The sequence below is a fragment of the Thermodesulfobacteriota bacterium genome (assembly GCA_034189135.1).
GTDB lineage: Bacteria > Desulfobacterota > Desulfobacteria > Desulfobacterales > JAUWMJ01 > JAUWMJ01.
Map to the genome: position 1 here is coordinate 1 of JAXHVO010000073.1, position 26,465 is coordinate 26,465.

Sequence of the window (26,465 nt, forward strand, 5' to 3'; positions counted from 1 at the left end):
TGGATTTTGGTCACAGAATCAGCGCTGTTACCTTTAATCCAAAAGGAGCATTTTTTAAATACTCAGCATAGCTTTTGCCATTCTCCCCAGCTTAGCTGGGGGTTTAGCTCTGTAATTAATTTCCTTTGAATTTAGCGATGAAATTTCGCCTCCAATCTTACACGATAAATCTATTTGATATTCATATTTACAATCACTTGTTTGGCTAAATTTCAATGGATGTTCAATCGGTATAACTATACTCCATTTCAATGGTTTTTTTTTCTTTTTATGGTTTTTTATCATATCCTCCAAATCTGAAGCTTTTTCGATCAATATCCCTTTTGAACCATCATCCAAATAATCTCTAACATAATTGGCAAGATACTTTATGTATTTAGGATATGCTTTGAAAGTCATACTACATTGCCTTCTTGCCTTTCCGAATTTCAGATAGCATTTGCTGTCCTAAAGGATCGAAAAGTTCATCATTGACTTCATTTGATGTTCTTATTGCTTTGAATGAAACTCTCGCGGAATCCATGATTTTTGGACGGGAATCAATCTTATATATCAAAGAGTATTTTATCTTCACTGGCTTTCCTAATATGTAACAAACCCATTCAGCAGGTGTCTCTCCGCTATAAACACACTTTGATTTTTCAACATCCTTATTCTTAGCTCTTTTTAAGGCAGTAGGAAAACCCATGTAAATTGGAAGATCTTTTTCTTTTTTGTTCATTTTGGAAATTGCAATTTTCCGTAGTGAGGATTTCCACCAACACTTATCGATTTTACCAAAAATGCCAGAATACTTTGCTTTTTCAAAAAGGTTTTGAACTTGGTCTGTCAAAAATTCATGTTCACTTATTCCAACAAATGTTGCTGCATGAAGAGAGTCATATAAAATTCCTGGATAATTTAATATAACTTCACGTATCCATTGTGTGACCTCGGATACTGACCAATTACCTTTTGCATCTAGTGGAGGGTTGGATTCTTTGAGAAGATCATAATCAGTTTTTGGCGCATCAATTATTTTCAATAAATTAGAAAATTTAGAAGATCGTGCGTTTCTGAGCCTCTTAAATCCTAAAGAGATTTCATTTAAAAACACTAATTTCTCACTATTTTCTTTAAATAATTCGGTTTTATATAAAAAGCCATCCAAACTTGATAGAATGCGAGGAGGGAATTTGTCGACTTTAAAAACACTTTTTCTTGTGAAAAGAATCAATGGAATATCGGGGTAATTTTCTTTCAACACTGCAGATAAGCCAGCTCCAGAGGTTCCCAGTAGAAGATCGTTTTTTGGTTTGCTCAGGTCAAAATCGATCAGAATTAGGTCAAATTTCTTCTTTTTGATTTCTTTCAGAAGGTCATTAAGATTTGGTTTCTGGGGATTAATAGAAACGACTTTAAAGTTATTTTTTGATCTTTCATCCTCTTCAAATTTTTTTTGGTATTTTCTTAATTCTTTATCATCATCATCAATGTAAATTGTTCTTACTTGCATTTCAGTCCTCCACATTAAACGTCAAATCCAAGCAGGTCTTCCAACCCTTTGGCGGGTCAATAAATTGTACATCACCATTATAGGATCTGATTATATCTTTCACAATATTTAGCCCTAACCCCGTTCCTGCACCAAATTTAAGATCGGGCTCACTATAAGTTTCAAAAGGCTCAAATACAGCTTCCCAGATGCTTTTATCCAGGCCTTTGCCTGAATCGAGAAACCAGATATGGTTAGTTTCATCATCTCTAAAACCCGAAACCTCAATACGCCTATCATGCTCTCCTTTAACAGCTTTGATGGAGTTGGACAATATATTGTGTAGAATAGAAACTAATTCGGAGCGATACATCTTAGGTGTTCTTAAATCATCTGGAACCTTATTAGAGTAATCTATTCCATACTCTTTCAAATACCACATGAACGGTTTAACAACACTCTCAACTATTGGTAACAAAACCCATTCTCGTTTTTCCAATCGGCTTTCAGAGCCAACAGTGATTCCAAGAAAATTCCCAAGCTCCTTAACCATTTCAGTACGATTTGAGAAGGACTCTATAATATCCTCATAATCATTTTGGTTTTTCACTGGTATTTTTTTAATTACAGATGAAAAATTCATAATCATTTCGTCCATATCATCTATTATGGCTTGTAGCTCATGTGAAAAAATTAGAATCAAGGTGCCTGTTGAGGCAAGGACTCTCAACTGAACAAATGCCCTATCATATGTTTCTTTTCTTTTCAGAATTTCTTGTTCTGCAGCCTTTCTCCGCTTCTCTTCAGTTTTTTGTTTTTCTTTTTCGGTTTGCTTATATTCCTGATACTCTCTCTTTCTTTTTTCATTAGCTTTCTTTCTGGCTTCTTCTTCTCGTCTCTTTTTATCTTCTCTCTTTCTAGCGAGCTTTTCTGCTTTTAGACGTTCTTCCTCTTCTTTTTTAGCCTTCTGCAAAATAAGAAATGAATCTTTCTTTCTACTTTTTCTTGCTTGCTCTTCAGCCTTTCTCCTTTCCTCCTCGGCCTTGCGTCTTTCTGCTTCAATTTTCCTTAATTCTTTTTCTGCTTTTCTTCTTTCCTCTTCAGCTATTTTCGATCTTTCTTCGGCCTTTCTTCTTTCCTTTTCAGCCTTCTGTCTTTCCGCCTCAATTTTCTTTAATTCTTCTTCAGCCCTCCTTCTGGAGTCTTCCTCGGCTTTTTTTCTTGCTTCCTCAATGGCTTTAGATTTTTCCTTTTTTTTCTTAGTCTCCTGGTATATTTCGTTTGCATACAAAACTGTAGCAAAATCAATCCCCAAACGAACAAAGTGATTTAATTCTTCAGAAGCTTCATTTTCCAAAAGTTTTTCGCGGTTTACCGTAACTTCCAAAAGTGGATTTTCTTTTCTTTTAAATATTACGTGTCCAAATAGAGCATTATTTCTGAAAAGTCTCAGGCCCGGGCGAACATCTTCTCCATACTTGGTAACTTCTTCACCGAGAGCTACAAGGGATCTCGCTCTATCATAATCAAGTCTCAACCAGTCATCACCCTTACTTCCATATCCAAATATGCGGAAATTATCGGCATAAACTTTTATTCCACCTCTTTCGGAGCCTGTTTTTCTAGCTTGTCCAATTTTCCAATTTGATCCTCTAAATAGATCCGGTCTATAGCTAAAAATAAATATTTCAAACTCCGCATTCTTCAAATATTTGAAATTTTCACTTTTGGTTAATGTTTTAACTATGTTATTCAAAATTTTATTTGTTACTTTGATTTCATATTTAGCAAAACCGTTTTCATTAACAGACCCTGAAAGTTTGGCCCAAGCATTACTGAGAAAGTCCTCATCAAGCACTCTTTCTTGTATTGGATATTCAGGACATTCAATCTTAACTATAAAGCCAGGATCATATTCATCAGGTTGTTCATTTAGTTCTAATTCTGGCTTGAATGTCAAAGGAGATATAAGGTCTTGTAATTCATTTTTAAGCAAATTAATATCAGTACTCCTCCAATATTCGACAGTATCCTCTAATATTAAAGTCGTGCCTGTAACGGTCTCATTAGAAACAGAAGCTACAGAATAAGAAATTGGTACTTGATCAATATCAGAACCTGGGACAAACGCAGGCCAATCAAAAATTGCACTTAATTCTTCTTTAGTTCCTTTATCTGTTTTTGAAACTGATTTTAATATAAGCTTATTAGATAGCCTTCTACATGCAAATCTTCCAATACCCTTTTCACCTGCTTTTGTTCTTCCGAACTTCTCAGAAATAGGATTGGCTTCTTTGTCAATAGTTGCAATTCGCATCCATGTTTTTTCAAAAATTGGCAGTGACATCCCTGTACCGTTATCTTTCACAATAATGGTGCCGCCTGGCTTTTTTATTTTGTTCAATTGAATATGAACGCTTGTAGCATCTGCATCATATGAATTCTTCACAAGTTCGGCTAGCGCAACTGCCCTATTTGTAACCAATTTTTCCCCTAGTTGGAAAAGGAGGCGTGAATCCACATTAAAAAAGGTATCAACTTTACTGGCCATTTTATTACCTTTTAATTAAAAATATAATATTATTTGGTTATACAGGAAGCCCAAGGGTGGAAACTTGGGGTTGCCCTTCTAATTTAAGGTTTCCAAAATTACTCAAATATATGATGGTTGTACAACATAAATCAAGAATAGATGCACTGCGCACTTGTCATATTATGTTATTTAATAAAACCTTAAAACTAAAGGGATGTCCTGAAACCCTACTTTTTTAATTCTATGCTGTTTTTCTGATCTCTTTTATTTTACGCCACCGCCTGTTCAACTAGGGCATCGGCCAATTGAGCTTGGGTAGTTTGGACGTCGTTCAACCGAGCTTTTAGATTGTCGCAGAGAGTTATGAGCTCATTGACTTTGGCGACGATGCGATGTTGTTCTTTAAGAGGCGGAACAGGTATAACTACATTTTTAAGCTCAGATGTTTTAATTACTAGTTGGCCAGTTGAACCATCCGTTATTGAGTCTGATGTATTTTTACCTAATAAAGATGTAAAATATTGTTTAATAATGACAGGTAATATTAGAGTAGGATTTAATAACCTTATTAATCCTGTTGCCCTTGTAAATATATGCTCAACATTTCTTTGTTCCATAAATATATTGCATTTTGCGGTTGATCCTTTTCCTACCAAACCAAAAATAATATCATTATTTAATAACTTATATCTTTTAAATTCCTTAAAAGTGTCATACGAAATAGGTGTAATTTTATCATAATGTATAATATCATCATAAAAGTCTTTTGTTTTCAAAACACCATATTTTGGATTTGTTTTATTGTAGTATTTTGGGTTGGGGCCCTGAGTCACAAGAGAACATACATCTATAAGCCTACTCCACATCCAGCCTTCTGGTAATTTAAAAGTCTCCCCATTTTTCTTAATTTCGGGCAATGTCTTTATCTTTTTTATTTTCCCTTCTTTGATTAATCGAGCTTTTTCCTTGGCAATCTTTTTCAGAAGAACGCTTGCAGGCTCGTCCTGGGGATCTTGGAGGACGAGTTTTCCCATGACGGCGAGTTGGAGAATGGTTTGTTTGAATTGGTCAATGCTCTGTTCGGTGGTGAACAGGGTGTCGAAGTGGTTGGCGATTCTTTGCCAGGCTTCGGCAAGTTCTCTTTGATCGGCTGCATTGGTGAGGGTGGCGAGCAGAGTTTCCACCAAAACAAGGTGGGTGTCGCTACTGTCGGTTTGATGCTGTTCCAGCTGGTCGCAGAGGACCATCAGTTCATCTAATTTGGCGACGATGCGGTGTTGTTCAGCGATGGGAGGAAGAGGAATAATGATCGAAGATAGTGTCTTACCTGACATATTAGATATCGCTACACCTTTACGGTACTTATTTATCTCCCCAGTGTAATTCAGTTTTTCAAAAAACCTATAAGCATAATATGGATTTATTTTACAAAAAAATCTGACCCTATGAATATGGTTTTGAAGGCAAATACTTTCCTCAAACTCCCATACTGAAGCACGTCCTGCCTCACCACCTTCGCAAATTAATAAGTCGTTTTTTTTAGCTGTACACTTTTCCAATTCAGAGTCTTTTATAGGCATTTTCCGTAGGTTATCTAGGATAAAATATCCCCAATACAAATTCGATGTAGTAATATACTCTCGACTTTTTCCTTCATTGCGGCCTTTATCAAGAGTTTTCCCAGAATTGTGTTGTGCAATTTCACCCAACCAAGCCCACTCCCACCCCTGAGGCAAATCAAAAGGCTTTTCGTCTCCACTAATTATTGGAAAAGGTTTCTGTTTTTTGATTTTACCTTTTTTGATTAACCGTTTTTTTTCTTTGGTGATTTTATCCAGCAGAACGCTGGTAGGCTCGTCGTCGGGAATTTGGGGTACTAGTTTACCACGCACAGCCAACTCTAAAATTAACTCTCGTAGCTTCTGGATGCCATAAAGACTTTGCCCATTTGAATTCTTCCCACGTCCTCTACTGCCGTTGTTCTTTTGTGTTTGTGCGGCTGTCCAGATATTAATATGTTCGGTTATCAAATTTAACATTCCTAAACGACACCCCCACTATTAAGAGCTTTGGCGAGAATGGTTTTAAGCTGATTATGTATATTTGAGATTTCTTGTTGTTGCATACCATATTTTTGAAGTAACTCATCGGGGTCGTGGTTGAACTGTTCTCCGACATGGGGATTTTTGACATCAAGATTATAATTGTTTGCCTTTATATCTTTGGCTGTTACTTTCCATGCAAATTTATTCTCTTTTCGTTTATTCCACCACTTCTTTTCAGGCTCAAACTCCTCAATCCGCATGGGCTTGGTTTTGTTGTAGGATTTTACCCCCGGAGGATATGGGTGTTCGTAATACCAGATATTTTTGGTTGGCTCACCTTTGGTAAAAAACAGGAGATTGGTTTTGATGCTGGTGTATGGATTAAACACACCGTTTGGCAGTCTGACAATGGTGTGAAGGTTACATTCATTTAATAGCTTTTCCTTGATTCTTGTTTTAATACCTTCACCAAACAGTGTTCCGTCCGGCAGAACAATAGCGGCACGGCCACTGTCTTTTAAACGATGCATGATCAAAACCAGAAAAAGATCCGCTGTTTCACGTGTACGAAATGATTTTGGAAAATTGGTTTCAATGCCGTCTTCCTCCATGCCTCCAAATGGGGGATTGGTGACAACCACGTCCACCCTGTCCTTTGGCCCATAATTGCGAAGCGGCGTGGCAAGTGTGTTGTCATGGCTGATCTGAACCGGCACATCAATTTCATGCAGCAGCATATTGGTTACACACAAAAGGTGAGGCAGTGCTTTCTTTTCTACGCCGAAGATGGATTTTTGGAGAATCTCTTCGTCTTTTACATTTTTTACATATTTTTTTCTGATATTCTCTATGGCACAAACAAGAAAACCGCCTGTGCCGCATGCAGGGTCCAGGAACTTTTCCCCTAGTTTTGGATCAACCATATCTACCATGAACTGGGTCACCGCACGGGGCGTATAATATTCTCCGGCATTGCCTGCGCTCTGAAGGTCTTTTAGAATTTTTTCATAAATATCATTAAACAGATGCCTGTCTTCTGAACTGTTAAAATCGATCTCGTTTATTTTATTGATCACCTGGCGCATTAAATGACCAGACTTCATATAGTTGTATGCATCTTCAAAAAGGCTGCGGATAAGAAGCCCCCTCTGGTCAGATACAGATTTTACTTTTAGATTTTTTAAATCCCTAAAAAGACCATTGTTTACAAAATCAAGAAGCTCTTCACCGGTCCTTCCTTCAGGATCTTTGGCCCAGTTTCGCCATCTCAACCTTTCCGGTATCGGACTTTTGTATTTGTCCTCCTTAAGCTCGATTTCTAATTCCCGATCATCAAATATCTTTAAGAATATCATCCATACAATCTGACTGATCCGCTGGGCATCACCATCCACGCCCACATCTTTACGCATGATATTCTGGATTCCCTTAATTGTTGTACTGATTGTCATATTATAACCTGTTTATTATATTCCATCAGGCAACCTCATAAAGTTGTTCTTCCAACTCTTGAACGGCCTGCTGGTAATTTTCTTTTCCGCCAAAAATATTAATAATTTCAACAAGGGTTCCGTGTTGATTGATAGGCTGCAGTCGTAATACATTCATATCTTCTATATTTTCAATACCTTCATCCGCATATTTATCAAGCAGGGCATTAAGTATTTCCCGTGCTTTATCTCCGTATTTTGTGAAATAGTTACGCTTTTTTACATTTTCTGCCCGCTCTTTTCTAGTAAGGGGTGGCTGATCATAAACCACATGACAAATAAGATCAAATGGGCCAAAATCCTTGCCCACTTCTTCTGCCAGGGGTTCAAAAAGAACACCTGCTTCTTCGAGCTCTTTTATAATGGCTTGTTTTTGATCTGCCATTTTCCACCCGTTCAGAAAATTATCCAAAGATGAATAATTCTTTTTTACCGTTTTTTTTGTATAGTCTCTGATCGATTCTGTAATCAGTTTGCCGTCTTTTCCATAGTACTGAACTCGCTCGGCTATGACAGTTACTTCAACGTCATTCACATAGTACTTCACACGTCTCCCACCAGGGGGCAGAGGTTCAGGGTCGCTAACACCATCGGCAATAGTTTCTCCAACATCATCATCGCCTTCGCCATCCGGCGGAACCGGCGGATCTTCAGGTCCGGGTTCATACACCTGCACTGGATAACCGTCAAAATCCGGATCAGAAAAATTTTCAGTGGCTTTTTTAAAATCCATGATCGTGAAATAATACTTGTCATAGTCTTCGTTGATACGAGTTCCCCGGCCAATAATCTGCTTAAATTCGGTCATTGAATTAATAACACGATCAAGGACAATCACCTTGCAGGTCTGCACATCTACACCGGTTGACAGGAGTTTTGATGTGGTTGCAATCACCGGATACCTGCTTTCAGGATCAATAAAATTATCGAGTTCCATTTTACCTTCGTCACTATCACCGGTAATCCGCATGATATAACGGTGATTTGTTGATACTTCTTCCGGACTTTCATTGCAGAGTAGATGACGCATACGCTCAGCATGATCAATATCTTCACAAAATATAATGGTTTTATCAAAACGGTTTGTTGCTGTTAAAAACTCGGTCACTTTCTTTGCAACAATTTCCGTTCTCTTTTCAAGGACCATAGATCTGTCAAAATCTTTTACATTATAAATTCGGTCTTCTATCTCTTTTCCGTATTTATCCTTTTTCCCTTTTTCAGGTCGCCAGCCCATAAGGTCTTTGTCAAGGTCAATACGGACAACTTTATAAGGCGCAAGAAAACCGTCTTCTATGCCCTGCTTTAGAGAATAAGAATAAATAGGATCACCAAAATAATGAATATTGGAAACATACTTTGTTTCTTTGGGTGTGGCGGTAAGACCAATTTGTGTGGCAGAAGAAAAATATTCCAGGATTTCGCGCCATGCAGAATCTTCTGCCGCACTTCCCCTGTGACACTCGTCTATTATAATCAAATCAAAAAAATCTTTGGAAAAATGTTTATAGATGTTCTGAAACTCTTCTGTACCGGAAACCGCTTGATAAAGAGCAAGATATACTTCATAGGACGGATCAACCTTGCGGTTTTTTATCTTTGTCATCGCAGAACCGAACGGTTTGAAATCATTTACTCGGGTTTGATCCACAAGGATATTTCTGTCCGCAAGAAACAAAATTCTTTTCTTTGTGCGGGATTTCCATAGCCGCCATATAATTTGGAAGGCGGTATAGGTTTTTCCGGTTCCGGTAGCCATCACCAGAAGAATACGATTTTGTCCTCTGGCAATTGCTTCGATAGTGCGGTTTATGGCAATAAGTTGATAATATCTCGGTGCCTTGCCGCTGGTATCAAAATAATAATCTTGGGCAACAATATCCTTTACCGAATCATCAATTTCTCTTTCTTTACAGTACCTCTGCCACAACAAATCCGGTGACGGAAAAGAATCAAGCGAGATATCCTTTTCTATGATACCTTTTTTTACAGTACGATCATGCTCAAGGAATGCATCTCCGTTTGAGCTGTAAACAAACGGAGCATCGAGAATCTCTCCATATGAAAGTGCCTGTTGCATGCCACTACCAACAGTGTGTTTGTTATCTTTTGCTTCAATCACAGCAATGGGAATATTCGACTTATAATAAAGGATATAGTCCGCTCTTTTGGATTTTCCGCGGGTAACCAGCTTGCCCCTGACTATAACTCTTCCGGCAGTAAAAGTGACTTCTTCCCTGATCTGCTCCATTTTATCCCAGCCAGCCTGTTCAAGGGCAGGAGTAATGAATTTTGTGCAGATATCGCGCTCGGAAAGGGATTTTTTGTTCATTTATCTTGCCTATGTTTGCCAAGGATTTCCGTTGGTCTGTTTCTATTGCTGTTTTATTTTTGATATTCTTTTGATCATCTGCTGTGCTCTATTATAAAAAAATCAGTTTATTATTGCCACTTACTGAATTCCGGAGGTAACAGTTCCAGTATCTGATCTCCTGTCATGCTGTAGAGATCATAGTTTAGATCAAGTTGTTGAATCACGTCGATATAGCGCAGCAGTGTACCCGGGGATCCTTTCCTCCCATGAGGTCCTTTTTTTGGTATGCCCCGCGTTTCATCGAAGTACATTTGGTGTGCTGCATCCAAGATCCCTCTATTTGTGATGATCGTTTGCCTCCCGGTAAGCTGATGATGAAATATGCTTTCCTTGTGAAGGGGTGTCCACAATAACAGCTTGGAAAGTTCCTCGCCTAACTCGTAGATAGTATATACCAGATACACTCCGGCAATTAGATGTCGATGACCGTTCGGGTAGCCGGGTTCCAGAATATGACGGTAATCCCGCCCAGGTTTTCGAACATCTCCTTTTTGCGAGGGGCAGACTTGGTCAAAGTAAAACAGGGACAGCCAGCTCCATAGGTGAACATCTGTCTCGAGACTTTCGATTTCAATTTCCGCAAGGACTTCATCCAGGTATTGTGCCAGCTCCATTCGAGTTTTAAAATTTCGATTTTCAATTTGCCCCCCACTATCAATGGGTTTGGATGTGGCCGGATCATTTAACAGTTCAAACGGGGGGCGGGAGGCGGCACCGCCTCTAAGATCGACAAGATAACCGCGGAGCTGCTCGATGCCCTGGTCTGTAAATTTTCGTATGGCAGTGGTCGCCATCATTTCATGTCCTGTAATGATTGGTTGAACTTTTCGAGCATATTGAAATTCGCGCAGAAGGATTCGACTGCCTTTTCAATCCAGGCCTGCTGATCCGGCTTTGAAACCTGGGGCGGCATGTTTACGTTCGGAAGAAAGCATGCCAGCTTCAGCCAGAGGCTGGGCCAGTCATCATCACAGTCCGGGTCTGTGTGTTGATCTTCGAGGACAATTCGCCTTAAGATCTGTCGAAACACCTCCGGGTATACCAGTGACAGGAATCGGCTGTCGGAGCTGGCCACCAGGCTGATCTCCTCTACGTGTTGATTGAGTTTCAGAACCGGCCAATCACCCTCGAGATCCAACTGCCATATTTTGCTTCCCATGTCATCGTACTCGACAAACAAGAGCGATTGACTGCCAGCCGGTATTTCATCTATATTTTCAGGACGGACTTTATCCACAGATGCCAGAATCCTCCCGGCCGAAGCTCTTTTATCGACCACCTTGACCCGAAAAAGCGGTACGGCTGCATCAGAAATATTTCTGAGATTACGGTTGGTTGGAATTTTCCGGGCACCCACCGTTCCGAAATCAAAACGCTGGTATCCGGATCGATGGTAGGCTTCCACATATACACGTGCGTTTGTCGGAAGCTCCAGATCATCAAGTTGGATGCCGGTGTTGAAATAACGTCGTCCGTTGCCATCGCGCATGATATCGACATGGATATTGGAGCGTTTGATCTTCTTTCTGCCGGTATAGTTGAATTTTCGGATCATAACAAATAGCAATAATACTATGGATTGGTTCTAATTCGCAGATCGCGATGCATATCAAATCCTGTAATCGAAAGTTTAAAGTTACCCTTGGTCACTTCGATCTGAAGTGTATTTTCCTTGCCAAACAGCAGCTTGGCACCCTGAACCTGAATTTTGATAGGCAACTGGCACACATCAAAGTCCAGTGGTGTATACTTTTTAAAAGGATTTCCGCTGCGTACTTCATAGGCGATCCATATAGTTATAAATCGTGGGACTTTTTTGGCTTTTGGCTTCTTCGCCAGCCGAAACCCTCCTTTGACAGGAGTCAGCTGCAAATAGCTGGAACCAACGACATCCACAAACGGCTTTGGGCTTTTTTTATCCTCTCCTTCTCCGGTGCTATCCGTCTCATTTTTTCCGGACAGACCGGTCTGACTCTTGGGCAGGGAAAATATATGTTTTAAAAGGTCCTCATCTCGGCCTTTTTTCGGTTGGGTTAAAATTTTTACAATTTCTCTTGGACTGGATTTCACAAAATCCAAAGTGGAAGGCCCCAGCCGGTATTTTCTTTTGAATTTTTTAGAGTTGCGTTCCCAGTCAGTGTGCGCGGGGTTTTCGGCATCACCCAGGAAAGTCGAAAGGTTCGGCTCATTGATCGAAACAATGGCGCGAATGCCTTTGTGTTTGAGTGATGTGACTTCCGGAATAGTAATTCCCTGACGAATGAAATAGTCTTGTGCTCTGTCCAGGTTTTCATCCCGTTCGAGAAAGACGTAAAATCCGGTATTTAAAAAATTCTTGCTGTTTTGAAGCTGGATGCTGATGGGTGCATAAAATGCCAGTCGCCTGCTTTCGGTAAATTTTTGCTGTAAGTCGTCAATCTGTTCCTGTTCAAATGTATCTCTGAGTTTTGGTGCCCTCCCGGGTGTGGGAGCGTTGAGCTTGATTACGGAATCCTCTGACTGGCGGATGGCCCAGCGAGCCAGGTCTATAAGACCCAGCATGCCCCGGCTTTTCGCAAACCGGGATTTTTTCAGCAAATGGTCCAGGGAGGTTGAATCCAGCCTGTATATTCTGCTTTCATGTTTGATTTCGACGATTAAATTTCCCGCCAGAATCGGAAAAAAATAGTGTTTAACCACCGAGTTTACAAACGTTTTTGCAAAATTATTGGGTTCAATCTCCTTATCCAAATACGCGACGAGCACGGACAGTCCGGGCTTACCAAAGCGGTCGACAAAAAAATGTTCTGCAAATTGTTTGATAAACTTTGGATCCTCGACGGGCAGGGCGAGCTCGCCGTCAAAATTGCCGAAATATCCGTAAGGGGTAAACCGCATGCCGTTGGTCTTATGTATTTTTAAAACCGATTGCCCCATCAGCAGCATGCGGCCGTCGTCATTTCGCACGGTAAGACCGAAAAAGGAATTGATGCGCGATGCGGCCTGGAATACGGTTTTGCCCAGGCCCCAGCGACCAAGATCGGTGGCTTCCTTGCGCGTGCGTCCGATATTTCGCCAGAAATAATAAAAATCGTTTTTCTTGAAATCATCATCCAGGTCATCATATTGCGACGCATCGCCCTGCAGGCCGCGGGTGCCGTAATCTTCAATTAAAAGGTAATTTAAATTCTCAGCTAAAGCCGGTGTGTCCTGTAACCCCGAATGCTTTGCTTCCAAATGAGGCGATAATCCGTCAATATATCTTTTTTTAACTGCTTTTTCATCGTAGCCCGTGTTTGGTCTGGAATAAAAGGAGAAACGAACTGTCACAGGGCCGCCACCTGCAGCCGCATCCAAAGAATTCTGAACCGCCTCACGCACCAGAGCATCAGTAATACCGTCGATGGCCTCAGTTGTGAAAAATTCACCTTCTATAGGGTCAACATTGATTTCACCGGGCTGCATCTCCCGGAAACGCCATTGGGGACTTTTATCCATTTAAACTCAATAAATACATACGCTTTATATTTTAGTTTTAAAGGACATCTTATATTGTAGATGTCAGGTTGCGGGACGGTTTGCGGCACGTTCCATTGTTGCCTCTAAAAATCGTGTTTAAAACTGCCGGATACGGTGTTGACGTGAAAACCGGTTTTTTTCTCTATAGTCCTTAGACTATTTATTTCTTTTTTCCATATTTACTAAGCTTTTCTTTAGCGGTGAAGCCGATCTCCCCGGTTAAATGGTCGCTGTAGCGAATTGAACGGGGTAAATTTTTTTCGGTGCGCAGGATATCATATTTGATAAAAATTGTCCAGAATTCTAAATATTTGACGGATTTACTGGATGGACCCAGTTTATTTGATGCATGGAATGCACCTGGCTTGGCGATTATGATTAATTTCTCAAAGAAGTAGGGTTAACTCAGAGAAGGACAGTTCATGGAAAGAATAAGGCATGAAATTTATACTTGGACCAAACCTGGCTATATTAATGCTTCAATCCCTTTTCGTTCCACTATGTCTAACAATTTTTTTGATGCACCGGTTGGTCGCTTATTGCCTTGCTCCCATTTTTGTACGGTAGAGGTGCTAATATTAAAGATAGATGCAAGTGCTGCCTGACTCAGTTTTAATTTTTTCCGAATGGAGACAATTTTTTGTGGTGTATATTCTTTCACTTCGGGTAAGCATAAACTTTGTATGTTTTTCATTGTAATTTCATCAATCACACCGCTGTTCTTTAAGTCCTTAACCGTGCTTGTTATTGATTCTGCAATGGTATTTCTCATGATTTCACCTCTATAAAACTCCCCTTTTTTATTGCTATATTCAATTTCTCATTTGTTAGAGACAACAACACCTTTGCCAATTCTTTGAAGGCATGAAGTTCTTTGGAAGATAAATTTGCTTTTTCGTTTTTTGCAAAGCCATAAATAAAAAATGCTTTGTCAGTATGTTTATAACAAATAATTGTTCTTCCACTTCCACTTTTTCCTTTGCCCTGGAAACGAATACGCTTTTTAATGATATGACCACCTAAATTTGCCTCATAGTTACCATCTTTGACTTCATTCAATGCGTTTGAAAGTTCATTATCAGGTATATTTTGCTTTTTTGCCCATTTTGCAAAATGCCTGGTCATTAATTTTTTCATAATTTAATATAACACCGAGTGATATAGTTTTCAACAAAAAAATAGCTCTTTTTACTCCTCGCTTCTGGGTTGCGGGACGCCCGTAATTGAATTATGAATGATGAGTTATAAGTTTTGAGTTAAAGAAATAGCAACGCTATCGCGATTGAGTTATAAATTTTGAGTTGAAACAAATCAGTTTTTGCCGTGTAAGCTATCATATTTGATAAAAATTGTCCGGAATTCTATATAGTTAAAAGATTTGCTGGATGCACCCAATTTATTTGATGTATGGAATGCACCTCACTTGGCTAATTGGATCTTCAGCTCCTGCCTAAAAGAAATGGTATATTATTAAGGTGTTTGGGAATACGATTTTCTAAGAGGAATTCCTTGGTAGAGGTATCTTTGCTTTAGGTCGAAAGGAGGGAAGGGCAGGGCATTAAATCTGCGGTTGGCCACTGGTTTTCGGTACTACTGATTTTCTATGACACGGGCCACCGGGTTGCCGCAGTGCGTGCAAATTCCTTTGAGAATCAGCATCCCATTTTCAACCTTTCCGCTGACGCTTCCGATGCCGGTTACCTCTGAGCAGGTTCTGCACCAAACGTTGTTCAGTAATTTCATTTGAATATCACCGGGTATGTTATCCCAAATTTTACTAGCCTGAGGGGTTAAGGAGAATTCATCCAGGGCCTTTTTCTGTATGGATTTGCCATAGGCTTTTTGCTTTTCTTTAACCGTGAAGCCGATTTTTTTTCTGGGCTTCGCATCCGCTTCTAATAGTTGTTTTATCGCTTCAAAGACGGCCTGAAATTGCTGGTCGTATTTTTTCTCCATTTTCTCTATTTTTTTCTTCAAATCCTTGTGTGTGGAAAGCATCTGCCGCAGTTGTGTAAACGCTCTCATAATTTGGATATTGACTCTAATAGCACGCTTGCTTTTCAATACACTGGAAAGCATGGCCACACCCTGTTCGGTAAAAGCCATTGGCATATACCTAACCCCACCCCAACTTGAGGTGCCAGATTGGCATCTCAAGTCGCTCCATTCATCTTTTGCCAGGTCAAACATAAAATCTTTAGGAAATCGTTCAATATTTCTTCTAACTGATCTTTTTAACTGAGAAGTTTCAACTTCGTAAAGCCCTGCCAAGTCTCTGTCCAGCATTACTTTTTGACCCCGAATCAAGTAAATCTTACTGGCAATTCTTTCTATCAGTACAGTGGTTGTCATTAAAAGATATCCTTTTGTCAGATTATATTTTTATCGCATTTCGTTCGATTGGAGATCGCAAATTGCGACCTCCAATCGCGTTTATAAACTGCTGGGTTGCGGGACATTCTATAATTCTTATGTCAAGCAAAAAGCAGAAACTTATAACCTCTTAATATCATATTAAATATAAATTCAAGGTTGCGGGTTGCGGGTTGCGGGACGGGTTGCGGGACGTTCCTTGGTATATTGATATGCTCCTGATAACGCGTATGCCGGGACATCCTTAAGCGTCCTAAATTCAAACCCATTTATGATTGCCTCTGAAAAAGTGCTTAAAACTGCCGGATACTGTATTGACGTGAAAACCGGTTTTTTTCTCTACAGTGCTTAGACTATTTATTTCTTTTTTCCATATTTACTAAGCTTTTCTTTAGCGGTGAAGCCGATCTCCCCGGTTAAATGGTCGCTGTAGCGAATTGAACGGGGTAAATTTTTTTTCGGTGCGAAGGATATCATATTTGAAAAAAATTGTCCAGAATTCTAAATATTTGACAGATTTACTGGATGGACCCAATTTATTTGATGTATGGAATGAACTTTGCCTATCTGAGCTGTTGAATTTTTTGCAGCAATTGCTGGATAAAGGATTCTGAAAAGGAGGTCACATCTTGCTTAGTGATTGGTTGTTGATCCGGCTCTACTTCATTCCAATTTTCATTTCAAGCTACTAATCCCTATTTCTTTTTGATTAAAATAAGTTGACAATATGTCACATCTGACATATTATTTGTCCCATGAGCTCAAATGACAAACCGCTGGTATGGATGCATGGTGAGATCGCAACTCCGCCTTTTTCTTCAAACGCTCGAATAGGTTGCGGGACGTACCTTGACATATTGATATGTCGATTTGCTCCTGTTAGAACTTGTTTCGGGGCATCCCTTAGGTTTATAGTTTTTCAAATAAATCAAAAAAGACAATATAGTCGTATTTTAAATATTAAAAATTACTTGAATATTCCTTGCTGACATTAACTACAATAAACTTTTTCTCTATGCCATTCAAGATTATCCTGATCATCTTGCGGGACGCCCATCAAATTATAAGTTTCTTTTCAGGTTGCGGCACGTTCCATTGTTGCCTCTAAAAATCGTGTTAAAAACTGCCGGATACTGTGTTGATGTGGAAACCGGTCCGTTTTTTCGTTGCGTAGGATATCATATTTGTTAAAAATTGTCCAGAATTCTAAATATTTGACAGATTTACTGGATGGACCCAATTTATTTGATGCATGGAATGCAACCTTCCTGGCTGAACAGTAGCAACTTTTTCGCAGTTGCTTGTTGCGGGAGTTTTAAGAGAGAGGATTTTGTGCTTTAGGTCGAAAGGAGGGAAGGGCAGGAGTTTAAAAAGACCGGCTAAGCTAAGCCTTGGCTTTTATAATTGATTTGTCGGCAGTTATTCAAAAAGAATCAAGCCCATCGCTTCAATCGTTTTTCACATTCAGCTTTCGGCATCCGGTCATTGATGGACATAAGCTTAACCAATTTACGATGGGCGGTTTTTTGGGTAATGATCGACGATGCAATCAACTGATCCATTACCCACAGAGATCCGTGAACTTCTATGTCGAGGCTTTTCGCCGTTTTGGTGAGCAATTTTTCACAAGTCAAGATTGTTGCTTGAATTTTTTTTGCAAGATAGAGACAGCTGCAATCCGGCTCGGAAAGCCGTGATGAATGGTCCTGCATTAAGTTTAAAATTTCACTTTGATCATCCTCGCTCAAATTATGCAACAATAGGTTTTTCTGCTTAATACTTTCTCTTGCCGGCTTTTCATAAACATCGCCTTCAAGTTCAGCCAACACTGATGGTGTAACATGCGGCTGAAAACCGAGCTGAAAGAACTCATCGAGCAGGTCGACATCGATCAGGTCAATCAAGAAACAGGCATCGTTTACTACGATAATCATGCGGCGATTTGGAATCCTTTTCTAAATTCAGCCAAACCTACATTCATCAACTCAGCACCTTTTGACATGGTAATGATTTCTTCGGCGACCGCCCATGAGACAAGTTGCTGAAAACGATTGGGATACTCTCGTCCAATGTACTCACCCGGTTCTTTGATCTTGCCGGATTTCCATCCCTTTTTACTGGCAGTAATGAAAAAAGCCTTATAGCGATTTTTGTTGATGATTCCAAGATTCCTGGCTCTCACAACCAGAGCCAAAATAGAAATCCCATAAATACCTTTTAGCTTTTTCAGCTCAAGAAAGGAAATTTTGCGGCGATGCGAACCAAGTTCTTCTATCATTTTCTCTTTGGGTATTAAAAAAGCACCGGCAAAGCTATGACAGAGCTTTTCCAGGTCATTATCTCTGCACTCGCCAAAACTGAGCATTAAATGCGCAAGCTCATGAACGATGGTCAGCCTTTTTCGTACAAGGTCATGGTTTTTATTAACGGTAATCACAGGTATTTCGCCTGCCCAGGCGGAAAGGCCGTCGAATTCGTCCGGAAGATCCACTTCAAGGATTCTGACTCCTTTGTCTTCAAGCAGTTCCATAAGGTTGGAAATTGGTGCAATTCCAAGGTCCCATACATCACGCAATTTCATAGAGGCTTTTTCAACATCATCTAAACTTTCGATAGTGTAATTTTCAAGCACGTTTTTAAATTCAGCTTGTTGACCCATTACCCTTTCAATCTCCAGGTATCGCTCTAAAAAATCCAAGGTTTGGTATTTAACACGGTTTTCATCCTTTTTTGAAAGCCTGGATTTTTTCCTGAACTCAAGCCCGGTCAGCTCTACTTGGGATTGCCTGTAAAAATAGCCGGATTTCACCCCCAAGGCTTTTGAAATTTCAACAAGGATATCCGATGCCGGGAACATTTTGCCTTTTTCATATTTGCTTAAGGCCTGTTTGGTAACCAGGTTATGAGTAGCGTCAGCGAGCCCCTGCTGTGACATTCCCGCCATTTTCCGGGCTGCTTTTAGCCTTTCCCCGAATCCTTCCATATTGCTCTCTCCTCCTAAATCAATTTTTCCGATTTGGTTGACATATTAACCATAATGGATATAAATGTCAACCATTATTTTTTTGATATTGGCCGTCTACACAAAAATTTTAAAAAGGAGAGAGGCTAAGTCAAAAACAACAAGGCAGAAAAAAATATAAATACAGATAGATAACTGTCTATTAAGCTTGGGTTGCGGGGCGTTCCTTCATATATTGAGAAATCCCTGATAGCCTGTGTTTCGAGACGTCCTTAAGCTTCCTAATTTCAAACCCATTCATTATTATCTTTAAAATAGTGTTTAAAAACGGCGGGATATTTGTATTGAAGTGGAAAAAAGACCGTTTTTCGCGTTGCATAAGGTTGCGGGTTGCGGGACGCCCCTCAAATTATAAGATTCTATTCAGGTTGCGGCATGTTCCTTGGTATATTGATATACTCTTGATAGCGCATATCTCGGAACATCCTTTAGTTTCATTGATTTAATTGGAACCACCGATTTAATTCCGCATCACTTTCACCGGTGAAGATCGGTACCAAAGCCACCGGTAAAAGCATACCATATTATTCAAACACCTAAAAAGAAGATCTGTATTTAGTTTTTCTAATTCTCTGCGCTCTGCAACCAGGATATAATTCAATCCATCCATTTAATTCGTCTTATTTCCTTTTTGTTCGTGTAATCATTGTGTTTTATTCCCATTTTCTCATAGGGGGTAAATGGTGATGGAACAAATTCCTTGTGTTTATTGCGGTGATTTTTTTGATCCAAGTCCACGGCACAAAAATCAGACCGCCTGCAAGAAACTAAAATGTCAAAGGGCCAAAAAAGCGGCCTGGCAAAGGCATAAGCTGAAAACCGATCCGATCTACGCCGCCAACCAGAAAAGCAGTCAGCAACAATGGATCAAGGCCAATCCCGGATACTGGAAACAGTATCGCAAAAAAAATCCTCAACAGGCCGAACAAAATCGAATTGGCCAGGCCATGCGCAACCGCAAGGCCAGATCTTCTTTGGATGTAACCAGGATGGATCAAGTGTTGATTGCAAAGATGGATGCGTCAAAATCCGATAATTTTCAGATGCTTGGCCAGTTTTGGTTGCTTCCCGTGATTGCAAAGATGGACGCGTTAAAAGTCAATATCATCAAGATTCCAATCTGTTACCCGTGATTGCAAAGATGGATTGGTTAGCTGATTGTATCAAATGCTGATAATCTTGCTGCAAATTATCTGAAAAAGGAGGCGACTATGATTAGAAAAAAAATCATTAATCCGGATCGCATCCGCAGAATCAAGGGCGGATTTAGTTTTATCCCCCATCGTTTCCTCACCGATGGATTTTTAACCTCACTGAGCCAAACACAACTGCTTTTGTATTTGTTTTTGGTGCTGGTCTCAGACCGCTATGGGCTTTCCTACTATGCTTATGACTCCATCTGTTCTTTGCTCCAGTTGACGCTGGAGGATTACATCGCAGCCCGCAACAGCCTTTTGAAAAAGGATCTGATCGCATTTGACGGCACCCTTTTTCAAGTGTTGGAACTGCCGGCCAAGGCTCAGACACACAGCACTTCAAAGCCTGATGGGCGCCTGGCTGTTAAAAAGCTTGCCGACTGTCTGTTTAAGGAGGTGTAAGATGAAAATAGACCAACACACGATTTTTGAAATTCACCGGCTCAATGATTTGAACTGGTCAGAGCGAAAGATCGCCCGTTATTTGCGCATCGGCCGATCGACGGTTAAAAAATATCTTAACAACCCGGATCATACTTCGGCCAAACGAAAAAAAAGAGCCTCCAAACTGGATGTCTATCGTGAGCTCATTAACCAGTTGCTTAAGCAAGATCCACAGGTCAAAGCCCCGGTAGTGCTGCAAAGAATCAGGAACCAGGGCTTTGACGGCAGGATTACCATTGTTCGAGATTACCTGCTTAAACTCAGAGGCCGCCAATCATCGCGCCGGGCCTTTATTCGTTTTGAATCTCCGCCGGGTAAGCAGTTGCAAATCGACTGGGGCCATTTTGGGCATTTACAATACGGGCAGACCAAACGAAAACTGTACGCCCTGGCAGTGATCGAATCATACAGCCGTATGCTCTATGCCCAGTTTACCCACAGTCAAAAGCAAGAGACTCTTCATCAGTGTCTGTTAAATGCCTTCCGTTTTTTTGGCGGAACAGCCCGGGAAATTGTGGTGGACAACATGGTGACCGCCGTTATTGAACGACAGGGCAGCCTGATCCGCTTCAATGGCGCTTTTTTGCAATTTTTGCGTCCCTTCAAAATCGTGCCGGTGGCATGCAATCGGGCAGCTCCCCACGAAAAAGGAAAAATAGAAAACAGTATCAAATATCTACGCCAAAACTTCTGGCCGCTGAGAACCTTTACCGATCTGGCCGATGTCCAGTTGCAAGTAAGACAGTGGCTGGATACCGTGGCCAATGTGCGTATCCATCAAACCACCGGTGAAAAACCAAAAGAGCGATTTGCAAAAGTTGATCTAAGACCTTTGCCTGACCTGTTACCCGACTGCCGGGAAACCTGCCTGGCAAAAGTCCACAAAGATTTTGCCGTACGATTTGATGGCAACATCTATACAACCCCACCGTGGACGATTGGCAAAAAGGTGACCATCAAAGCCGATCCGTTTGCGGTGAGTATCTACCTCAATCAAAAGAAAATCGCTGCACACCACAGGTGCTGGCAGCGAAAAAAACGGATCGAATCGCCGGCACATCTGCATCAGATCAAAAAAATCCAGAAAAAATTGTGGCACGATAAACAGATTGCAGCCTTTCTATCGTTGGGTGCCGCAGCGGTAGATTACTTTAAGGCCCTTGTTGAATCCAGACAGCCCATTAAAAAAAGTGTCTTAAAACTCTTGGCGCTCAAAGATGAGTACGGATCAGCCTCTTTGTTGTATGCCATCCAAAAAGCCACAACCTTCTTTGGCCGACTATGATGCCGATGTACTCAAAAGGAGAAAACGCAAATGATTGAAACCGTCATTGAAAAATGCAAGGCTCTCAGACTGAAAGCCACGGCACAAAACTTAGCCCAGGTCGTCGAATTGGCCACAAACAAAAACTGGAACCCTCTTGAAACCATCGAGCACCTGTTTGAACTCGAACTTGAATACCGGCATCAAAATAGAATCGCCCTGCGCTTCAAACAATCCAAACTGCTTGAAAAACCCACCATCGATCAGTTTGACTTCGATCATCACGGGTCCAGAAAAAAACAAAAATCCAAACTCTTAAACCTAATGACCCTGCAGTTTATCGGGCAAAAAAAGGATATCATCTTGATTGGCAATCCGGGGGTTGGAAAAAGCTTTGTGGCCAAATGTATTGCCTATGCGGCAACGCAGGCCGGCATTAAAACCCTTTTTACCACCGCGACCGATATGATCAATCATTTGATCGCTGCCGAAGCAGACCATTCTTTGCTCAAAAAACTCCATTACTATCAAAGCCAGGATTTGCTGGTCTGTGACGAGATCGGTTACCTTCCGCTAGGTCAGCAGGGCTCAAATCTATTCTTCCAGGTTATCAGCCAAAGGCATCAAAACAAATCGAGCATCATTACCACAAATTTGCCTTTTGCCGGCTGGGGAAAAATATTTGACAGCACCACTGTGGCCACAGCGATCGCCGACCGTCTGGTCTACAACTCGCAAATCCTTATCCTGGAGGGATCAAGTTATCGAAAGAGGATGAAAACCAGCTGAAGTCAAATAAATAAGGGCACCTCCAACAGCTCCCTTTATTAAAAAATGAAATACTAACGGATCGCTAATAAATCCACTACGCACAACTATGTCCTGTTAACGCCGTGGTATGGTCTACAACCGGTGATTTTGGTAACCTTTTAAATCGGTGATTCCAATTTAATGATTCAAACAATGAAATGTTATTATAATTGACATCGGTTTTAAATAGAGATGCAAAATCAATACACTCTTCTTCCTTCAATTACCCCTCAACCTATCCATTACCCATCATCCCTTTTCTTCAATCCTTTTCATCCCCGAATCACCCGTCAATATTCTCATCTGTTGGATGGCGTTTTTATTCAGCCGTTCAAGTCTGATGTCTTGAGATAAACCTTCATTGATGAACAGGGCATTCAGGTTTTCCAGGTTTGCAAGGCAGACCAGTTGTGAAACATCGGCATAGTCCCGAATGTTTCCCTTTTTACTGGAGTTCTCCTCCCGCCAAATTGCAGCAGTCATACCGAAAAGGGCCATATTCAGAATATCGGCTTCAGTGGCGTAAATGTGGTTGATTTGGGATTTGCTTAATTCCGGAGGAACAAGGTTTTTCTTGATGGCATCGGTATGAATCCGGTAATTGATTTTAGTCAGGTTCCGGCGGATATCCCAGCCAAGCTGCTTTCGTTCATCGTCTTTCAGGCGCTGGAACTCTTTAATAAGGTATAGTTTGAATTCTACTGAAATCCAAGAGGCAAATTCAAAAGCGATGTCCTTATGCGCATAGGTACCACCATATCTGCCCCGTTTTGAAATAAGCCCCACTGCATTCGTTTGCTCGATCCACTGTTTAGGCGTAAGGGTAAAACTATTGAGACCTGCCTGCTTTTTAAACCCGTCGAATTCGACGGGTTTAAAATCCGGATTATTGAGCATTTCCCAAATACCGAGAAACTCGATGGTGTTTCGGTTTCTAATCCAATTTCGAATTAAATCGTCTGTTCTTTCTGCGTTTTTATGTCTGGCAATATCGGTTATACAAATATAGTCTTCCTCACTGTGTGAATATACCGTTATTTCAGTTCCTTTGACTTCAATTTTACCCATTTTTCACCTCAATTTTTCCACAAACTCCCACAGTTCCAGCACCTTGATATATTGATATATATCTGATAGCGCGTGTTTGAGAACATTCTTTAAGCGTCCTAATTTCAAACATATTCATTATTATTTCTGAAAATCGTGTTTAAAACTGCAGGATACGGTATTAAAGTCGGAAACCGATCCGTTTTTTTCGGTGCGCAGGATATCATATTTGATAAAAATTGTCCAGAATTCTAAATATTTGACAGATTAACCGGATGGACCCAATTTATCTGATGCATGGAATGCACCTGGCTTGGCGATTATGATTCATTTCTCAAAGAGGTAGGGTGAGCGCAGAGAAGGACAGTTCATGGAAATAATAAGGCATGAAATTTTTACTTAAGCCAAATCTGGCTATATTAATGCTTCAATCCCTTTTCGTTCCACAATGTCTAACAATTTTTTTGATGCACCGGTTGGCCGCTTATTGCCCTGCTCCCATTTTTGTACGGTAGAGGTGCTAATATTAAAGATAGATGCAAGTGCTGCCTGACTCAGTTTTAATTTTTTCCGAATGGAGACAATTTTTTGCGGTGTATATTCTTTCACTTCGGGTAAGCATAAACTTTGTATGTTTTTCATTGTAATTTCATCAATCACACCGCTGTTCTTTAAGTCCTTAACCGTGCTTGTTATTGATTCTGCAATGGTATTTCTCATGATTTCACCTCTATAAAACTCCCTTTTTTTATTGCTTTATTCAATTTCTCATTTGTTAGAGACAACAACACCTTTGCCAATTCCTTGAAGGCATGAAGTTCTTTGGAAGATAAATTTGCTTTTTCGTTCTTTGCAAAGCCATGAATAAAAAATGCTTTGTCCGCATGTTTATAACAAATAATTGTTCTTCCACTTCCACTTTTTCCTTTGCCCTGGAAACGAATACGCTTTTTAATGATATGACCACCTAAATTTGCCTCATAGATACCATCTTTGACTTCATTCAATGCGTTTGAAAGTTCATTATCAGGTATATTTTGTTTTTTTGCCCATTTTGCAAAATGCCTGGTCATTAATTTTTTCATAACTTAATATAACACCGAGTGATATAGTTTTCAACAAAAAATAGCTCTTTTTACTCCTCGCTTCTGTTGCTACTCGTTTTCTATGACACGGGCCACCGGGTTGCCGCAGTTGGTGCAAATTCCTTTGAGAATCAGCATCCCATCTTCAACCTTTCCGCTGACGCTCAGGTTGCGGGTTGCGGGACGCCCAGGTTGCGGGACCATAAAATTATAAGTTTCTATTCAGATTGCAGCACGTTCCATTGTTGCCTCTAAAAATCGTGTTTAAAACTGCCGGTACAGTGTTGAAGTGGAAACTGGTTCGTTTTTTACGGTGGGTAAGATATCATATTTGATAAAAATTGTCCAGGTTGCGGGACGCCCATCAAATTATAAGATTCTATTCAGGTTGCGGGACCTTGATATATTGATATATTCCTGATAGCGCGTATCTCGGGACATCTTTAAGCTTCCTAATTTCAAACACATTCATTATTAGCTCTGAAAATCGTGTTTAAAAACTGCCGGATACTGTATTGAAGTGGAAATAGCCCAGTTTTTTTTGGTGCGTAGGATATCATGTTTAATTAAAATAGTCCAGAATTCTAAATATTTGACAGATTTACTGGATGGTACCAATTTATTTGATGCATGAAATGGAACCCAACCCGACTCCATCCCAATTCTCATTTCAATCTACTAATCCTTATTTCTTTTTGATTAAAATAAGTTGACAATATGTCACATCTGACATATTGTTGGTTGTATGAGCTTACAAGACAAACCGCTGGTATGGATGCATGGCGAAATTGCGACTCCGCCTTTTTCTTCAAACGCTCGAATAGAAGCAGGATACTTATTACGGCAAATTCAAAAAGGCATAAAATTATCTCTACCACAATCACGTCCAATGCCGTCAATTGGAACTCGCTGTCATGAGTTAAGAATAAATGATGAAAATCTGACGTGGCGAATAATCTATCGAATCTACACCGATTCGATTTTGATCATAGAGGTTTTTGAAAAAAAGACAAACAAAACCCCAAAACCAATTATTGATATTTGCAAACAAAGAATCAAACGCTATGAAAAAGATGTTAAAAAAGGTGGAAAATAAAATGAAGAAGGAAAAAAAGAAATATTTAGAGTCTAAAGGTTATAAGGTGGGATATGCAGAAGAGTTTCTTGGACTGAGTGCGGAAGAATCGGAATACATCGAGCTGAAACTGGCACTCAGCCAAGCTCTGGCAAAACGCCGCAAACAAAAAAAATTGACACAGGCACAGTTAGCCAAAGTACTGAAATCCAGTCAATCCAGAGTTGCCAAAATTGAAAAGGGCGATCCAAGCGTTTCTGTGGACCTTCTTATCAAATCCTTGCTGGCTATGGGTGCCAATAAAAAGAGTATTGCTAAAGCAATTGCATGATGCGTCTTAATTGAAAAAATCATGTACACTTCTTCTATATTCTTTTCTTTTCCCTTGTCCACGTATCAGTTTTCAGCGGGTTGCGATGTGCGATGTGCGGGATGTACCTTGGTATATTGATATGCTCCTGATAACGCGTATGCCGGGACATCCTTTCAAGCGCAATCGCATTTGCGATTGAGTTATGAATTGTGAGTTTCGCAATCGCTATCGCGATTGAGTTATGAATTGTGAGTTTTAAATTTTGAATTTTGAGTTGAAATGCAATTCGCTAGCGCTGTTGAATTTAATGTGGTTTAATTTTACCGGACACTTTGCTAAGAGTAATTATACAGAAAGTGAGGTGTTCAATGAGCAAGAAACGAAAACGTCCAAATTACACTAGAGAGTTCAAACACGATGCC

Annotated in this window: 24 protein-coding genes; 6 read left to right on the forward strand and 18 right to left on the reverse strand. The window is 40.2% G+C overall.

Annotated features, from left to right (window positions below):
• Positions 1-54: 54 nt before the first annotated feature.
• The 14 genes from SWH54_10805 to SWH54_10870 all read right to left on the reverse strand — a co-directional run bounded on the left by SWH54_10805 (position 55) and on the right by SWH54_10870 (position 18,770).
• The gene (locus SWH54_10805; protein MDY6791742.1) at positions 55-399 is read right to left on the reverse strand and encodes a hypothetical protein; all 345 of its coding nucleotides are present in this window, start codon (positions 397-399) and stop codon (positions 55-57) included.
• A 1-nt stretch (position 400) separates the two neighbouring features.
• The gene (locus SWH54_10810) at positions 401-1,495 is read right to left on the reverse strand and encodes a hypothetical protein (GenBank protein ID MDY6791743.1); all 1,095 of its coding nucleotides are present in this window, start codon (positions 1,493-1,495) and stop codon (positions 401-403) included.
• 1 nt (position 1,496) lies between these two features.
• Complete coding sequence (locus SWH54_10815) at positions 1,497-4,025, reverse strand: ATP-binding protein (protein MDY6791744.1); 2,529 nt, start codon at positions 4,023-4,025, stop codon at positions 1,497-1,499.
• A 251-nt stretch (positions 4,026-4,276) separates the two neighbouring features.
• Positions 4,277-6,046 carry a restriction endonuclease subunit S gene (locus SWH54_10820; GenBank protein MDY6791745.1) on the reverse strand — a complete coding sequence of 590 codons (1,770 nt, stop codon included), beginning with the start codon at positions 6,044-6,046 and terminating at the stop codon, positions 4,277-4,279.
• 2 nt (positions 6,047-6,048) lie between these two features.
• Positions 6,049-7,503, reverse strand: coding sequence for a class I SAM-dependent DNA methyltransferase (locus SWH54_10825; GenBank protein ID MDY6791746.1), 1,455 nt, complete (start codon positions 7,501-7,503; stop codon positions 6,049-6,051).
• A 25-nt stretch (positions 7,504-7,528) separates the two neighbouring features.
• Complete coding sequence (locus SWH54_10830) at positions 7,529-9,874, reverse strand: DEAD/DEAH box helicase family protein (protein MDY6791747.1); 2,346 nt, start codon at positions 9,872-9,874, stop codon at positions 7,529-7,531.
• 110 nt (positions 9,875-9,984) lie between these two features.
• Positions 9,985-10,713 carry a hypothetical protein gene (locus SWH54_10835; GenBank protein ID MDY6791748.1) on the reverse strand — a complete coding sequence of 243 codons (729 nt, stop codon included), beginning with the start codon at positions 10,711-10,713 and terminating at the stop codon, positions 9,985-9,987.
• Positions 10,710-11,471 (reverse strand): hypothetical protein, encoded by a 762-nt coding sequence (locus SWH54_10840; protein MDY6791749.1) that lies wholly within the window; start codon positions 11,469-11,471, stop codon positions 10,710-10,712. Before SWH54_10840 ends, SWH54_10835 begins: the two co-directional genes overlap by 4 nt.
• A gap of 17 nt (positions 11,472-11,488) precedes the next feature.
• Positions 11,489-13,393 carry a hypothetical protein gene (locus SWH54_10845; GenBank protein ID MDY6791750.1) on the reverse strand — a complete coding sequence of 635 codons (1,905 nt, stop codon included), beginning with the start codon at positions 13,391-13,393 and terminating at the stop codon, positions 11,489-11,491.
• A gap of 487 nt (positions 13,394-13,880) precedes the next feature.
• The gene (locus SWH54_10850) at positions 13,881-14,186 is read right to left on the reverse strand and encodes a type II toxin-antitoxin system MqsA family antitoxin (GenBank protein ID MDY6791751.1); all 306 of its coding nucleotides are present in this window, start codon (positions 14,184-14,186) and stop codon (positions 13,881-13,883) included.
• Positions 14,183-14,551 (reverse strand): type II toxin-antitoxin system RelE/ParE family toxin, encoded by a 369-nt coding sequence (locus SWH54_10855; protein MDY6791752.1) that lies wholly within the window; start codon positions 14,549-14,551, stop codon positions 14,183-14,185. The genes SWH54_10850 and SWH54_10855 overlap by 4 nt, the downstream gene beginning before the upstream one ends.
• Positions 14,552-15,004: 453 nt before the next feature.
• The gene (locus SWH54_10860) at positions 15,005-15,766 is read right to left on the reverse strand and encodes an ORF6N domain-containing protein (GenBank protein ID MDY6791753.1); all 762 of its coding nucleotides are present in this window, start codon (positions 15,764-15,766) and stop codon (positions 15,005-15,007) included.
• Between the two features lie 1,454 nt (positions 15,767-17,220).
• The gene (locus SWH54_10865) at positions 17,221-17,721 is read right to left on the reverse strand and encodes a type II toxin-antitoxin system VapC family toxin (GenBank protein MDY6791754.1); all 501 of its coding nucleotides are present in this window, start codon (positions 17,719-17,721) and stop codon (positions 17,221-17,223) included.
• Entirely contained in the window at positions 17,718-18,770 is a 1,053-nt protein-coding gene (locus tag SWH54_10870; protein MDY6791755.1) for an XRE family transcriptional regulator, read from the reverse strand. Before SWH54_10870 ends, SWH54_10865 begins: the two co-directional genes overlap by 4 nt.
• Before the next feature lie 725 nt (positions 18,771-19,495).
• Between SWH54_10870 and SWH54_10875 the strand changes: the two genes are divergently transcribed.
• The 4 genes from SWH54_10875 (at position 19,496) to istB (ending at position 22,502) form a co-directional block, all read left to right on the forward strand.
• The gene (locus SWH54_10875; protein MDY6791756.1) at positions 19,496-19,942 is read left to right on the forward strand and encodes a hypothetical protein; all 447 of its coding nucleotides are present in this window, start codon (positions 19,496-19,498) and stop codon (positions 19,940-19,942) included.
• A gap of 78 nt (positions 19,943-20,020) precedes the next feature.
• Positions 20,021-20,407: a hypothetical protein gene (locus SWH54_10880; protein ID MDY6791757.1), complete on the forward strand. Its 387-nt coding sequence runs from the start codon at positions 20,021-20,023 to the stop codon at positions 20,405-20,407.
• A gap of 1 nt (position 20,408) precedes the next feature.
• Positions 20,409-21,734, forward strand: a complete 1,326-nt coding sequence (istA, locus tag SWH54_10885; GenBank protein MDY6791758.1) for an IS21 family transposase — start codon at positions 20,409-20,411, stop codon at positions 21,732-21,734.
• A gap of 30 nt (positions 21,735-21,764) precedes the next feature.
• Entirely contained in the window at positions 21,765-22,502 is a 738-nt protein-coding gene (gene istB / locus SWH54_10890; protein ID MDY6791759.1) for an IS21-like element helper ATPase IstB, read from the forward strand.
• 270 nt (positions 22,503-22,772) lie between these two features.
• On the opposite strand, the gene SWH54_10895 is transcribed toward istB, so the two are convergent.
• From SWH54_10895 to SWH54_10910, 4 genes are all read right to left on the reverse strand, one after another.
• The gene (locus SWH54_10895; GenBank protein MDY6791760.1) at positions 22,773-23,591 is read right to left on the reverse strand and encodes a KilA-N domain-containing protein; all 819 of its coding nucleotides are present in this window, start codon (positions 23,589-23,591) and stop codon (positions 22,773-22,775) included.
• A 393-nt stretch (positions 23,592-23,984) separates the two neighbouring features.
• The gene (locus SWH54_10900; protein ID MDY6791761.1) at positions 23,985-24,290 is read right to left on the reverse strand and encodes a type II toxin-antitoxin system MqsA family antitoxin; all 306 of its coding nucleotides are present in this window, start codon (positions 24,288-24,290) and stop codon (positions 23,985-23,987) included.
• Complete coding sequence (locus SWH54_10905) at positions 24,287-24,655, reverse strand: type II toxin-antitoxin system RelE/ParE family toxin (GenBank protein MDY6791762.1); 369 nt, start codon at positions 24,653-24,655, stop codon at positions 24,287-24,289. The genes SWH54_10900 and SWH54_10905 overlap by 4 nt, the downstream gene beginning before the upstream one ends.
• A 69-nt stretch (positions 24,656-24,724) precedes the next feature.
• Complete coding sequence (locus SWH54_10910) at positions 24,725-24,859, reverse strand: hypothetical protein (protein ID MDY6791763.1); 135 nt, start codon at positions 24,857-24,859, stop codon at positions 24,725-24,727.
• Between the two features lie 541 nt (positions 24,860-25,400).
• On the opposite strand from SWH54_10910, the gene SWH54_10915 reads away from it, so the two are divergent.
• Positions 25,401-25,751, forward strand: a complete 351-nt coding sequence (locus SWH54_10915) for a type II toxin-antitoxin system RelE/ParE family toxin (protein ID MDY6791764.1) — start codon at positions 25,401-25,403, stop codon at positions 25,749-25,751.
• Between the two features lies 1 nt (position 25,752).
• Positions 25,753-26,061, forward strand: coding sequence for a helix-turn-helix domain-containing protein (locus SWH54_10920; protein MDY6791765.1), 309 nt, complete (start codon positions 25,753-25,755; stop codon positions 26,059-26,061).
• Positions 26,062-26,465 lie beyond the last annotated feature (404 nt).